We start from the raw sequence: 13,905 nt of genomic DNA, 5'->3' as shown, positions 1-13,905 counted from the left end.
TCGGCCGAAAGTAGAATGCGGCCATGAACGAGGCGAGTGGGTGGGTCTCCCCCCTGTGGCGACTGACCGGGTTCCGACTGATCAAACTCGGAGAGCTCCTCCAGGCGACCACCGCGTCCGCCTTCGAGGACCTGGAGGTCAGCCCGCGCCAGTTCCACGTGCTCGCGGCGACGGCGTCCATGTCCGAACCCTCACAGCGGGAGCTGAGCCGGGCCCTGGGGATCGACCCCAACGTCATGGTCGGGATCGTGGACGAACTGGAACGGCTCGGTATGGCCGAGCGGGTACGCAACCCCCGTGACCGCAGGCGCTACATCGTGACCCCCACCGCACGGGCCCTGGAGGTCCTGGAGCGGGCCCGCGCGGAGGCCGAGCGGCTGGAGCGCGCCTTCTTCTCCGAACTGAACGAGGAGGAGCGCGCCGCCCTGCACGACCTGTCCGGTCGGTTGGTGACGGCGCACCCCCGGGTCACCAAGACCGAGTAGTCAGTGGTTCAGCCCCAGCCTGGCGTGCACACGGCGCAGGGGCGCGGGGGCCCACCAGTTGGCGCGCCCGGCCAGGCGCATGGTCACCGGGACCAGCACACCCCGGATCAGTGTGGCGTCGACCAGGATCACGGCGGCCATCCCCACCGCGAGCATGATCAGGTAGAACACGCTGGAACTCGCGTAGACCGCGAAGGAGGCCGCCAGCACCAGGGCCGCCGCCGTCACCAGCGGGCCGCTGCGCTGGAGCCCGGCCGCGACCGCCGACGCGGTGTCGCCGGTCAGGTCGTACTCCTCCTTGATCCTGGCCAGCATGAACACCTCGTAGTCCATGGACAGCCCGAAGGCCACGCAGAACATCAGGATCGGGAAGGTCACCTCCAGGGTCCCGTTGGCGGTGAAGCCCAACACCCCGGACAGGTGGCCCTCCTGGAACACCCAGACGATCACGCCGAACATCACGGCCAGGCTGAGCACGTTGAGCAGGATCGCCTTGAGCGGCAGCAGCAGGCTTCCGGTCATCAGGAACAGCAGCACGAAGGTGACCGCCAGGATCATCCCCACCACCAGGGGCACCCGTTCCAGGAGGGCGTCGCCGAAGTCGGTGAGGTCGGCCGGGTAGCCGCCGATCGCGGTGTCGGCCGGGGCGGGCACGTCGCGGACGCGGTCGATGAAGCCGGAGGCGTCCTCCAGCGCCGTCATGTCGGGAACGACCGAGAACCACGTCGCCCCCTCGGAGCCGAAGCGTTCGGTGGCCGAGCCGGGTGTGCCCGTGAGCCCCCCGTCCTGGTAGGTACCGGTACGCGCGTCGACCTGGGACACCCCGGAGACCCGGGACAGGGCGGCGGCGTAGGCGTCGACCTCCTCCGTGGTGGTGTCGGAGTCGACCCAGACGTGCACGGCGTCCATCTCCTCCTGGGCGAAGCCCGCCTCGACCTGTTCCTGGACGTCCCGGCTGGAGTGGCCCTCGGGCAGGACGCGCGCGTCGGGCAGGCCGAAGTTGATCCCGAGCACGGGCAGCGCCAGCAGCAGGACCAGACCGAGGGCGGGCAGCCCGTAGAGCAGGGGACGGCGCGTGATCCGGAGTGCGTTGGCGTGCCACCATCCGCCGTCGGCGCGCGGCTCACCACGGGGGCGGACCCGGTGCCCCACCCGGGCGAGTGCGGCGGGCAGGACCACCAGGGCGGCGACCACGGAGGTCAGGACCACGCCCACCCCGGCGTAGGCGAACGACTGGAGGAACGGGAAGGGGAAGAGGAGCAGGCAGGACAGCGCGATGGCGACGGTGAGGCCGCTGAACACCACCGTGCGCCCGGCGCGGGCCACGGCCAGTTCCACGGCCGCGGGGACGTCGTGGCCCCGGGCCAGCTCCTCGCGGAACCGGGTGATCACGAACAGGCCGTAGTCCACGCCGAGCCCGATCCCCATGACCAGCGTGAGGTTGGCGGCGAAGGTCGACACCTCGGTGAGCGCGGCCGCCCCGCGCAGCAGGGCGAGGGTGGTGACCACCGAGTACACCCCCATGGCCAGGGTGAGCCCGGCCACCGAGACCCTCCGGTAGAGCAGCAGGAGGAGGGCGAACACCAGCGGCAGGATGATGATCTCGGCGCGCACGAAGTCGCTCTGGGCCTGGGCCGCCGCCTGACGGAAGATCTCGTCCCCACCCCCGACCTCCACACGGATCACGTCGTCGGAGCGCGCGAAGTCGGGTGAGATGTCGGCGAGCGCGGTGCGGGCCTCGGTGACCGTTCCCGACATGCGCGCGGTGACCAGGGCCTGGGCGGCGTCGGTGGAGCGCATCGCCGGTGAACCGTCGCGCGACCAGTAGGAGGCGGTCTCGGCCACGCCGTCGCGGGAGGCCAGCTCCTGTTCCAGTGCGGTCGCGGCCTCCCGGACCTCGGGAGCGTCGACGGTGCCCCGCTGGGCGGTGACCAGCAGCAGGACGTGGTGTTTGCCCGTACCGAACTCCTCCTCCAGGGCCTGTTCCACCTGGTGGGACTCGGATCCGGGGCTCTCGAACCGGCTGAGTTGGAGTCGGTCGAGGGTTCCCGCGGCCAGGACGAGGGCGGCGAGGCCGACGGCCGTGGCCAGCAGGAGGACGCGGCCGGAGCGGCGGGCGACCGTCCGGCCGAGCCTGGCCAGGGGTGAGGGGCGGGGTGGGGTCGTGAGGGGTGGGGCGGCCAAGGCTTCTCCTGGAGCGTGCGTGGCGCCGGGTCAGGTGCACCGATCCCTTATTGGTAAAGCAAACATATCGTATGCACTCCATATGATTAAGGGGCTCCTCCCCCGGGACAGGCGGAACCCCGCCCGGCACACGGCCGAGCGGGGTTCCGGGGTTCCGGGGTTCGGTTCAGACGCCCGCGGGGATCCTCTCCCGCCGTTCGCCGGCCTCGGAGGCCTCCTCGTCGCCGCCCTCGGAGATGCCGATCCGGTCGTGCAGCCACCGCAGCGGGCGCGGCAGCCACCAGTTCCAGTCACCGAGCAGGCGCATGGTGGCGGGCACCATGACCGCCCGCACCAGGGTGGCGTCCACCAGCACGGCGAGCGCGAGCCCGATGCCGATGATCTTCAGGAAGAGCAGCCCCGAGGTGCCCATCGCCACGAGCACCACCCCCAGCAGCAGGGCCGCGCTCGTGATGATCCGGCCGGTGCGCTGGAGCCCCAGGGCCACCGACCGGGTGTTGTCGCCGCTGCGCAGGTACTCCTCCCGGACCCGGCTCAACAGGAACAGTTCGTAGTCCATCGCCAGGCCGAAGGAGACGATCATGATGAGCACCAGGTACGTGGGATCGATGGTGCCGACCGCGTCGAAGCCGAGCAGCCCGGCGAAGAACCCCTCCTGGAAGCCCCAGATCACCACACCGAGTGAGGCGCCCAGCGACAGCGCGCCCATGAGGACCGCCTTGACCGGCAGGACCACGGAGCCGAAGGCGAGGAAGAGCAGCACCAGCGTGGAACCGATGATGAAGGCGACCGTCTTCGGGGCCTCCTGGACGATCGCGTCCAGGTTGTCCAACTGCATGGCGGCCACACCGCCGACCAGGGTCTCCTCGGCGCCGTCGGGACCGGGCTCGGCACGCACGTCGCGCACCAACCGCTGGACCTCGGGGTCGTCCGTGGCGCCCTGGTAGGCGACCTCCACGTGCGCGACGCCCTCGTCCGTTCGGGCGACGCTCGTACGGACCGAGCCGGGCAGGGCGTCGAGGCGCTCCACGTACTCGTCGATCGCCTCCTCCCCGGTGTCACCCAGCACCGCCACGTGCAGCCTGCCGACCTGTCCGGCGGGGAAGTCCTCCGCCATGGCCTCGGTGCCGATCCGGCTGGAGGCGTCGGCGGGCAGGTAGCGCTGGTCGGTGGCGCCGAACTGGGTCGAGGCGAGACCGGAGCTGAAGGCCACCAGCACACAGCCGACGGCGACCAGGGACACGGCGGGGCCGCGCATCACGGTGCGGGCGAACCTCGCCCAGGCGCCCGCGTTCTCGTCGATCACACCGGTCACGGTCCGGCGCGGCAGCGGCAGTCTGAGCCGGTCGATCCGGCGGCCCACCACCGCCATCAGGGCGGGCAGGAAGACCAGGGCGGCGATCAGGTCGAAGGCCACCACGGCGATGCCGCCGAACCCGATGGACTTGAGGATGGGCTGGGGGAAGAACAGCAGGCCCGCGAAGGCGATACCCACCGTCACGCCGGAGAAGGCGACGGTGCGTCCGGCCGTGTCCACCGTGCGGCGGACCGCGTCGGGGACGGTGCGCCCACGGCCCAGCTCTTCACGGAAGCGGCTGACCATGAACAGTCCGTAGTCGATCGCCAGCCCCAGGCCCAGGAGGGTGGCGACGTTGATGGCGAAGACCGACACCTCGGTGACAGAGGTCAGCGCGCGCAGGACGGTGAGGGAGCCGAGGATGGCCAGACCGCCGACGGCGAGCGGCACCAGACCGGCGACCAGGCCGCCGAAGATCAGCACCAGCAGTAGGAGCAGGACCGGGAGCGTGATGAGCTCGGCGCGGATGATGTCGCTCTCCGCCGTCTCGGAGAGTTCGTGCTCGACCGCGACGGGGCCGCCCAGGTGGGTCTCCAGCGGGCCGGACTCCAGGGCCCGCGCCGCCGCCTCGAACTGGTGCAGGCGTTCCTCGTGCGTCTCGCCCGAGAGGGTGACCGGCACGTAGGTCGCGTGCATGTCCTCGGACACGAGCATGCCGCGCTCGACCTCCGAGAGGTCCTCGTCCAGGTACAGGTCATAGCCGGAGACCTCGTCGGGCAGGTCGTCGGTGATCCGCTGCACGGCCTGGGCGAAGGTCGGGTTGTCCACCCGCATCTCGTCGCTGCGGTAGATGGCGATGACGTCGATGTCGTCGTGGCCGAGCTCCTCCTGGAGCACGTCCATGGCCCGCGAGGACTCCGAGTCCGGGTCCTCGAACCCGCTCTGGCTGACGTCGGAGAAGACGCCGAGGCCCCACACCACGGAGAAGGCCGCGAAGAGTCCGGTGAGGGCCAGGATCCACCACCGGCCCCGGTGGGCGCCGAGCCCCAGTCGGCCGAAGAACCCCGTGTGTGTCGGCATGGGCCGCCCTTTCAAGCGAACGCTCGTCATGTTCGTGAACCCCGTTTGCTAACGGTGTTCACTTAAGCGTGCAGGCATTACGATGTCAACATCACCGAGACAACCAATGCGCCTCGACCCTGGCGCGTGAGACGGGGTGTACCGCAGCACATGACGAAACCGCCGGTCACAAGCGACCATCGGACCGGGGGCACGCTGAGCCGCCGCGAGCGTGTGCGCGAGGCCACACTCTCCGAGATCAAGGAGATCGCCCGCAGACACCTCGTGGAGTTCGGGGTCGTCGGGGTGTCCCTGCGCGCGATCGCCCGCGAGATGGGCATGACCGCTCCCGGCCTGTACCGCTACGTGCCCGGGATCGACGCCCTGCTCGTGATGATCACGGCGGAGATGTACGAGGAGCTGGCCGACGTGGTGGCCGACGCCGACGCGAGCATGCCCGTGGACGACACCGACGGCCGCATCCTCGTCTCGCTGCGCGCGTTCCGGAACTGGGCCATCACCCACCAGGCCGAGTTCTCGGTGATGTTCGGGCCGAGGACCCGGCTGGACCCCGAGGCCGACATCACCCGCGCCCTGGAGGCGGGCCGCCGTTTCGGTTCCACGTTCTTCACCCTCTTCGACCGACTGGTCTCGGAGGAGCGCTTTCCGTTGCCGACGGACGAGGAGATCCCGAACGCGCTCCGCCCCGAACTGCGATCCTTCGCCGACTCCGTCGGATTCACCTCACCCGACATCTCCGAGGGCGCCGTCATGGTCCTCACGGCCTGCTGGGTGCGCCTCTATGGCGTGGTCTGCATGGAAGTGTTCCAACATCTGAGTTTCGTGGTGGGGGACATGGAACCATTCTTCGAGTCCGAGCTTCAGAACATGGCGAAGGACCTCGGGGTTCGCTATTCCCCGCCCCGTATGGCGGGGGGTGCCTGACCGGGACTCGTCCGTTCAAGCCCCATACTGGAGGTCTGCGGCTATTGCCGGATTCGTGGGTACGAATCCGGCATGCCGTTCCCGTGTAGGCGCGACGACGAGGACGATCCCGTGGAGAACCGAACCGGAGCTGAACAGCCCGGGGAGAACCCTCCCCACCCGGACCGGACCGGCGCCCAGCAGCGACCGCCCGAACATCCGGGCACGTCCCGCCACGACGCCCCGAGCCCGGCCGAGGCCCAGCCCCCACGGGGCCCGGAGCCGGAACCGTCGGCTGCCCAGACCGCCCCGAGCCCAGCCGAGGACTCCGTCGATCCTGCGGAGTCCCCACAGGCTCCCGGCACGCCGCACGAATCCCAGGCCGCCCGGACGCCACCCCCCGCGCAGGTCCAGCCAGGGCAGCCGCAGAGCGCGCCAGTGTCCCCGCAGGCGAACCCTCAGTTCCAGAGACCCCAGCCGCCGCGCAGCCCGCACGGGCACCAGGGGTCCGCGCAGGGTGCACAGCAGCCCCAGGGCCGACCAGACGCCTCTCCCCCACCTCCGCACGGTCAGCAGACCGCCCACGGCCCTCAGGCGCCGCACGCCCCACAGGCACCACACATGGCACAGGGGCCGCAACCCGGACAGCCACAGGCTGGGCCCGCACACGCTCAGCAGGTGAACGCGCCGCAGGACCCGCCGCGTCAACAGGTTCCGGGGGCTCAGCCGCCGCAAGCGTCTCAAGCAACCAATCTGATCCAGGGCCCCCAGGCGCCACAGGCCGCGCAGGGGCACTCAAACGAGCAGACCCCGAGGGCCCAAGCCCCACAGGGGCCACACGACCCGCAGGCCACCTACGGGCCTCAAGCGCCGCTCGCCCCACCCCCAAAGGGCCAGCAGGGGCCGCAGGGGCACCAGTTCGGCTCTCAGGCTCCGCGTGCGGCGCACGGACAGCAGCCGGGTCACCACCAGCCCGCACCTGGGACGAACGTCGCGTGGGGGCAGCCCCGGCCGCCGTACGCCGCGCAGGCGCCGCAGGGGTACCGGCCACCCACGGGGGCTCCCCAGTGGACGCAGGGCCACCCCCCGGCACACGTACCGCCGTTCCACCCGCCGACGGGGGCCGGGTACCACCCGCACCCGCAGTGGGGGACGTACCCGCCGCCGCGCCGGAACCGGGGCAGAGCCGTGCTGGTAGCGGCGTTCTCGGCGGCCTCGGTCGCTCTGGTGGCGCTGATCGCCAGCGTGGTCATCGTGGTGAACACCCCGCAGGAGGAGGTCTCCACGGGCGGGACCGACCTGTCGGCGTTCTACGACACCTCCCTGTACGCCCGGCCGAACCCGGCGGAGGTCGACATCGTCGACCACCCGCTCTACGGCGTCGCCATGCCCGAGTCCGTCGACTGCGCCCTGCCGGAGCTGCGAACCGACTCGGACGACTCCTGGGAGGCGTTCGCCAACGAGGCCGGGACCTGCCTGAACGAGCTGTGGGCGCCGGTCATGGACGAACTCGGCCTGGACCCCGAGCTACCCGAGATCACCGTCACCGACGAGTCCCTGGAGACGGACAGCGAGGACTCCTTCACCCTGGCGTACTACGAGAGCGACCGGGGCCTGATCACCGTGGTCCTGCCGAACGTGCGCCAGGTCGGTGAGCAGATCCCCGACACCCACCAGGCGGACGTGTGGCTCGCGCTGATGGGCCACGAGTACGCCCACCACGTGCAGTACGCCACCGGCATCCTGAGCATCTCCCACGACCTGCGCCTCAGAGCGGGCAGCGAGGCCGACGAACTGGACACCCTGCGCCGCACCGAGCTCCAGGCCGAGTGCATGGCGGGTGTCGGGCTGCGCGGCCTCACCGACCCGGAGGGCGACTCCCTGGACGTGGTCAACCTGCACTTCAACGGCGGCGGCGACCTGGACACCCACGGAAGCGCGGCCAACCGCGCGTACTGGCTGGAGTCGGGGTACACCAGCCCGACCGTGGGCGGGTGCAACACCTACGACGCGGCCGCCGGGGACGTCACCTGACCTCAGCCCTGTCCGAGGATCCTCCGGTAGGCCTCCCAGTCCCGGTACTTCACGCGTTCCCCCCGGTCCAGGTCGGCGGCGTGCCCCGCCTCGGCGGTGTCGATACGCAGCCAGCCCTCGTAGTCGCTGTGCCGCAGCCCCCGGTCGTCCAGCACCCGTTCCAGGGCGACGGGCTCGGGGACCGAGTCGCGCAGGCGGGGGGCGTCCTCCAGCAGTGCGCGGACGGTCCCGGCGGCGTCGGACTTGTTCGTGCCGATCACCCCGCTGGCTCCCCGCTTGATCCACCCGGCCACGTAGTCGCCCGGCACCGGTGTCCCCTCGGAGTCCAGCACCCGGCCCTCCTCGTGCGGCACGGTCCTCGCACCCGGGTCGAAGGGCACCCCTTCGAGGGGCACCCCGGCGTACCCCACCGAGCGCATCACCATGCCGACGTCCAGGACCTCGTGCTCGCCGGTTCCCTCCAGACGCCCCTCCGGGGTGAGCCGGGTGCGCTCGACGCGTAGGCCCTTCACACGGTCCTCGCCCAGGATCTCCTCGGGCCGGGACCAGAAGTGCAGTTCGACGCGGCGCGGGCGCCCCTCGGGGACGCGCTCGGCCTGTTCACGCAACAGCCTGAGGTTGGTGCGCGCCGCCCGGGACACGTCACGCAGCTCCGGGCGGTCGTCCCCGATCTCGGTGAGGTCGATGTCCACCTGTTCGGGGCGCACCACGATGTCCGCCCCGGGGAGGTCCAGCAGGTCGCGGAGTTCGGGCGCCGTGAACTTGGCCTGGAGCGGTCCCCGGCGGGCCAGCAGGTGGATCGTGCGCACACGGCTGGCGGCGAACACGTCCAGCACGGCCTCGGGGACGTCCGTGTGCCGGAGCTCGTCGGCGGTCTTGGCCAGGACGCGGACCACGTCGAGGGCGACGTTGCCCGCCCCAACCACGGCGACCTCCTCGGCGTCGAGGGCGAAGTCGTCCCACGTGTTGTCGGGGTGCCCGCAGTACCAGTTGACGAAGTCGGTGGCGGCGACGCTGCCGGGCAGGTCCTCACCGGCCACACCCATGCGCCGGTCCACGCTGGCGCCGGTCGCGTAGACGACGGCGTGGTGGGAGCGGGCCAGGTCGGCCCGCGTGAGGTCGGTGCCGAACTCGACCCCGCCGACGAACCGCACGTGCGGGTGCTCCAGGACCCTGCGCAGGGTCTGGGCCACGCCCTTGATCTTGGTGTGGTCGGGGGCCACGCCGTAGCGGACCAGGCCGTAGGGGGTGGGCAGCCGGTCCACGATGTCCACCCGGACCGGCACGCGGCGCTGGCGGGTGAGGGCGTCGGCGGCGTAGACCCCGGCCGGGCCGGAGCCGATCACGGCCACCCTGAGCGGAGTTTCGTCCTGGGCGCTGGGCTGGTCGGTCATGACCCCATTCTGGCAGCACCGGAGGCGGTTCCGGCGCTGCCAGAGGGGTGTGGGTCAGGCCTTCTCGTCGGCCAGTTCGGGCTGCTGGCCGCCGCGCTCACTGTGCCGGGAGACGGTCTCGGTGAGCTTGCGGGACAGCTCCTGCGGGGTCAGGCCCTGCTGCTGGAGGATGCGGTCGCGCTTGGCGTGGTCGAGGAACTCCTGCTCGATACCAAAGGTCCGCACGGGCACGTCCACGTCGTGGTCGCGCAGCAGGCGGGCCACGGCGTCCCCGACGGCGCCGGTGCGGCCGTTGTCCTCCACGACCGCCACCACGGAGTGCTCGGCGGCCTCGTCCACCAGGGCCTCGTCCAGCGGCTTGACCCATCTCGGGTCGATCACCGTGACGCCGATGCCCTGGTCGGCCATGCGGTCGGCCACCTCACAGGCGACCTGGGCCATGGTGCCCACGCCGACGATGAGCAGGTCCTTGCCGTGTCCGCCGTCGGTGGCGCGGCGCAGCAGGTCCATGCCGCCGACCTTGCCGATCTCGGGGAGCTCCTCGGCGACGGCACCCTTGGGGTAGCGCACGACCGTGGGGGCGTCCTCGACGGCCACGGCCTCGCGCAGCAGGGCGCGCAGCCGCGCGGCGTCACGCGGGGCGGCCAGGCGGAGTCCGGGGACCACCTGGAGGATGGACATGTCCCACATGCCGTTGTGGCTGGCCCCGTCGTTGCCGGTGACGCCCGCGCGGTCCAGGCAGAAGGTGACGCCCTGGCGGTGCAGGGCGGCGTCCATGAGCACCTGGTCGAAACAGCGGTTGAGGAAGGTCGCGTAGACGGCGACCACCGGGTGCAGGCCGTTCATCGCCATGCCGGTGGCGGCGGTGGCGGCGTGCTGCTCGGCGATCCCGACGTCGAAGACGCGGTCGGGGTAGGCGTCCGCGAACTTGTTGAGGCCGGTCGGGTGGAGCATCGCGGCGGTGATGCCGACGATGTCCTCGCGCTCGCCGCCCAACTCCACCATGGTGTTCGCGAAGACCGACGTCCACTTCTCGACCTTGGGGCCGGGTTTGGCCTCACCGGTGTCGATGTCGAAGGGGCCGGGGGCGTGGAACTGGTCCTCGTCGTGGTTCTCGGCCGGGGCGTAGCCCTTGCCCTTCTGGGTGATGACGTGGACGATCACCGGTCCGCCGAAGTCGCGGGCCCGGCGCAGGGCCTTCTCCACGGCGGGCTCGTCGTGGCCGTCGATGGGGCCCAGGTACTTCAGCCCCAGGTCCTCGAACATCATCTGCGGCTGGATGGTGTCCTTGAGGCCCTTCTTGAGGCCGTGCAGGGCCTCGTAGAGGGGCTGTCCGACCACCGGGGTGCGGTTGAGGGTGTTCTTGGCCAGGTCCAGCGCCTGCTCGTAGCCGGGGGTCATGCGCAGCGAGGAGAGGTGGTCGGCCAGACCGCCCATGGTGGGCGAGTAGGAGCGGCCGTTGTCGTTGACGACGATGACCAGGCGCCGGTTCCGCTTCTCCGCGATGTTGTTCAGGGCCTCCCAGGCCATGCCGCCGGTGAGGGCGCCGTCACCGATGACGGCGACCACGGTCCGGTCGGTACGGCCCTGGACCTCGTTGGCCTTGGCCATGCCGTCGGCGTAGGACAGCGAGGTGGAGGCGTGGGAGTTCTCGATGAAGTCGTGCTCCGACTCCGCGCGGGACGGGTAGCCGGACAGGCCGCCCTCGGACTTCAGGTCGCTGAAGTCGTGGCGGCCGGTGAGGACCTTGTGCGCGTAGGCCTGGTGGCCGGTGTCGAAGAGGATGGGGTCCTTCGGTGAGTCGAAGACCCGGTGCAGCGCGATGCTCAGCTCGACGACGCCGAGGCTGGGACCGAGGTGCCCCCCTGTCTGGGAGCAGGAGTCGACCAGGAAGTCCCTGATCTCCCGGGCCAGCGCAGGGAGCTGGTCGGCCGGGAGCTTCTTCAGCGCTTCCGGATTGTGTATCGACTCGAACAGTGTCACTGTCTCGTCAGTCCCCTCGTCCAGCGTGTCCACGTTACGTTTGCCCGCTCCAGCCCCTGACGTGGGCCGGACATGGCTACCGACAGGTATACGTACCCGAGTTTATGGGCCTTCGCCCGCGGGTCACACCCGGCGGCCCTCCGAGGCTACGGATTCGACGGTACCCACGGCATAAGGGTCTGCCCCTTCCGGAGGACACCGCCGGGCCCGCACCCGCCTCGGAGGTTTCGGCGTAGATTACTCCCTCTTGGGAGCGGGTTTACCTGAGACGGCCCGAGTGGCCGAGGTTAGCCGAGAGCGGCCTGTGTGAGGAGGCCGATCGCGGAGACGGTCACCACACACAGCAGGGCCTTCCTCATGAGCTTCGGATCGACCCACCGGCGGACCCGGTTGCCGACGAGGAAGCCCAGGCCCACGCAGGGGATGGCGGCGATCCCGGCGGCGGCGGTGCGGCCGTCCAGCTGCCCGCCGATCCCGAGGGACAGCAGGGAGAGGGCGCCCCCGAGCAGGAAGAACGCGGCCAGGGTGGCGCGCACGCGCTCCGGCGGTTCGTGCTGGTAGAGCAGGGCCATGGGCGGTCCGCCCACCGAGGTGGCGGTCCCCGCGAACCCCGAGAGGGTGCCCGCCGCGACCAGGGAGACGGGGGTAATGCGCACCCGGAAGGACCGCACGGTCAGGGCGACGGCAACGAGCACCATGACGCCGACCACCGCCGCGAGGGCGCGGGGTTCGAGGACCGCCACGACCCACACCGCCAGCACGGTTCCCGGCACGCGGGCGGGAAGCCCCCAGGCGAGGCCGCGCCAGTCCACGTGGCGCCACTCCTGGACGAGGGTGAGCATCGGCAGGACGATCACGGCGATCAGGAGGGACCCGGGCATGAGCGTGGGGTCGAGGAAGGAGATCACCGGGGCGGCGACCAGTCCGAGGCCGAGCCCGACCATGCTCTGGACGGCGGCGCCGGCGAGGACGGCGGTGGCCGCCACCAGGAGGAAGATCCAGGCGTCGATCTGCCCGAACAGGGCGTGGGACGTGGGTGTGAGGAGATCAGCGAACATGAGGGGGCCGACGCTATATCCCCCTCTGGCCGATCGGGATTAGGAGATAGGGACATGGGACGACGGCGTCTCCGCGGATCGTCGCACCTGGTCCGCGTAGGCCGTCGCCCGCTCGGGGTGCAGGAACCAGTCGATCAGGCCGGTGGGGTCCCCGAAGGAGTTGGCGAACCGGTCGGCGGTGGGCTGGTGCCCCTCCGCCAGCCGGTACAGCTCCCACACGTGCTGCGGCCCGGCCAGCATCACTCTGCTCCACGCGGTGACCTGCCGCGCGTGGCGCCAGTAGGCCGTGAAGGCCGCGCGCATGAAGCGTTCGTCGAAGGGACGCGTCCCGTGGTCGACGATGGCGCGGCGGTAGACGTCGGCACACAGGGAGGCCATGTTGGCGCCCTGCGAGGTGACGGGGTCGTTGCTGACCACGGTGTCGGCCATGCCCAGGACGGGGGTGCCGTCGGCCAACCGGGCGACGGGCTCGCGCACCACCGGGGTGTGGGCGCCGTGGAGGGCGGCGAGGGGGTCGGCCAGCCGGGCCCCGGCGAAGCGCTCGTGTTCCCAGGGGGCGTGGCGGCGGAGGACGTCCAGCAGGCCTTCGAGCACGTCCTCGCTGGTGGCGCCGGGGCGCAACGGCCGGTCGAGTGGCCCGCCGGGCACGGCCTCGACCATCAGGGCCTGGCAGAGGCCGTTCACGGAGAGGGTGGGCAGGGTGAGCAGTTCGCCCGCTCCCGGGAAGGCCGTCCGCCCCAGGACACCGCCGTGCGGATGCGGGTCGGCCCCGGTGACGTAGGCCAGGGAGAGCACGCGCTGGGGCTCGGTGAAGGGTGAACGGCGTTCGTCGCGCGGGAAGAGCCCGGCGAGTCCGCCCCGGCCCGCCGCGACGACGACCAGGTCGTGTTCGGCGTTCAGGGCCTCCAGGTCGTCGGGGGTGACCCGGCTCCGGACAACGCGGCCGCGGCCCCGGGCGAACAGCTCCGCCCACGCGGCCAGTTTGAGCCGTTGGTCCACCGACCGGGCGGGCTCGTCCAGGTGTCCCACCCAGTCGGTCTCGGGTGCGGTTCCCCCCTCCGCGGCGGCCACGCGCATCCCCACTCCGGTGACGTCGGGCGCCCGGTCGCCCCAGAGGTCCAGTCCGTGGCGGCGTTCACGGCGCAGGGCCGGTCCGAAGAGGCACTGGGTGGACATCACCCGCCCGGCCCGGATCTCCTCCGGCCCCCGGGGGTCGATCAGGGTGACGTCGTAGTCCTCCGCGAGCAGCCCGAGGGCGAGCTGGAGCCCGGACGGTCCGGCACCGACGACGAGGATCTTGCGCATGGTTCTCCTGGCTGGGTCCCGGGAGCGGCGCGGGCGCGACGCCGGACGCCCGGGGCTGGGTCGAGGGACGCGGCGAACCTAACAGCGCTCCGAAGGACGCTGATTCCGCCCCTGACCTCGGGACCTTCGACCCCGCGCCCGTCGGGACCAACGCCCCGGAGACCGGGAGTGGCCCGGGTCAC

At 71.3% G+C, this 13,905-nt stretch carries 10 protein-coding genes; 3 read left to right on the top strand and 7 right to left on the bottom strand.

Going from position 1 to position 13,905, the window contains the following annotated elements; all coding sequences use genetic code 11:
* The first annotated feature begins 23 nt into the window (after nt 1-23).
* Nucleotides 24-485, top strand: a complete 462-nt coding sequence (locus AC0VYL_RS10820; RefSeq protein ID WP_475462500.1) for a MarR family winged helix-turn-helix transcriptional regulator — start codon at nt 24-26, stop codon at nt 483-485.
* Here AC0VYL_RS10820 and AC0VYL_RS10815 read toward each other — a convergent pair whose 3' ends face one another.
* Nucleotides 486-2,669, bottom strand: coding sequence for an MMPL family transporter (locus AC0VYL_RS10815; protein WP_475483039.1), 2,184 nt, complete (start codon nt 2,667-2,669; stop codon nt 486-488).
* 166 nt (nt 2,670-2,835) lie between these two features.
* Nucleotides 2,836-5,046, bottom strand: a complete 2,211-nt coding sequence (locus AC0VYL_RS10810; RefSeq protein WP_475483038.1) for an MMPL family transporter — start codon at nt 5,044-5,046, stop codon at nt 2,836-2,838.
* A gap of 150 nt (nt 5,047-5,196) precedes the next feature.
* On the opposite strand from AC0VYL_RS10810, the gene AC0VYL_RS10805 reads away from it, so the two are divergent.
* Nucleotides 5,197-5,970 carry a TetR/AcrR family transcriptional regulator gene (locus AC0VYL_RS10805; protein WP_475462493.1) on the top strand — a complete coding sequence of 258 codons (774 nt, stop codon included), beginning with the start codon at nt 5,197-5,199 and terminating at the stop codon, nt 5,968-5,970.
* A gap of 15 nt (nt 5,971-5,985) precedes the next feature.
* Here the strand turns inward: AC0VYL_RS10805 and AC0VYL_RS10800 are convergent, their stop codons facing one another.
* Nucleotides 5,986-6,693 carry a hypothetical protein gene (locus AC0VYL_RS10800; RefSeq protein ID WP_475483037.1) on the bottom strand — a complete coding sequence of 236 codons (708 nt, stop codon included), beginning with the start codon at nt 6,691-6,693 and terminating at the stop codon, nt 5,986-5,988.
* 444 nt (nt 6,694-7,137) lie between these two features.
* On the opposite strand from AC0VYL_RS10800, the gene AC0VYL_RS10795 reads away from it, so the two are divergent.
* Nucleotides 7,138-7,983: a neutral zinc metallopeptidase gene (locus AC0VYL_RS10795; protein ID WP_475483036.1), complete on the top strand. Its 846-nt coding sequence runs from the start codon at nt 7,138-7,140 to the stop codon at nt 7,981-7,983.
* 2 nt (nt 7,984-7,985) lie between these two features.
* Here AC0VYL_RS10795 and AC0VYL_RS10790 read toward each other — a convergent pair whose 3' ends face one another.
* The 4 genes from AC0VYL_RS10790 to AC0VYL_RS10775 all read right to left on the bottom strand — a co-directional run bounded on the left by AC0VYL_RS10790 (nt 7,986) and on the right by AC0VYL_RS10775 (nt 13,723).
* Nucleotides 7,986-9,377, bottom strand: a complete 1,392-nt coding sequence (locus AC0VYL_RS10790) for an FAD-dependent oxidoreductase (protein WP_475483035.1) — start codon at nt 9,375-9,377, stop codon at nt 7,986-7,988.
* Between the two features lie 54 nt (nt 9,378-9,431).
* Nucleotides 9,432-11,360, bottom strand: coding sequence for a 1-deoxy-D-xylulose-5-phosphate synthase (gene dxs / locus AC0VYL_RS10785; RefSeq protein WP_475462484.1), 1,929 nt, complete (start codon nt 11,358-11,360; stop codon nt 9,432-9,434).
* Nucleotides 11,361-11,647: 287 nt separating this feature from the next.
* Nucleotides 11,648-12,418 carry a sulfite exporter TauE/SafE family protein gene (locus AC0VYL_RS10780; protein ID WP_475462481.1) on the bottom strand — a complete coding sequence of 257 codons (771 nt, stop codon included), beginning with the start codon at nt 12,416-12,418 and terminating at the stop codon, nt 11,648-11,650.
* A gap of 39 nt (nt 12,419-12,457) precedes the next feature.
* Nucleotides 12,458-13,723, bottom strand: a complete 1,266-nt coding sequence (locus AC0VYL_RS10775; protein ID WP_475483034.1) for a styrene monooxygenase/indole monooxygenase family protein — start codon at nt 13,721-13,723, stop codon at nt 12,458-12,460.
* Nucleotides 13,724-13,905 lie beyond the last annotated feature (182 nt).

Source organism: Nocardiopsis sp. iso_238 (assembly GCF_056173325.1).
Note: the sequence above shows the minus strand (reverse complement) of the source record. Positions and strands in the feature narration are given on the sequence as shown.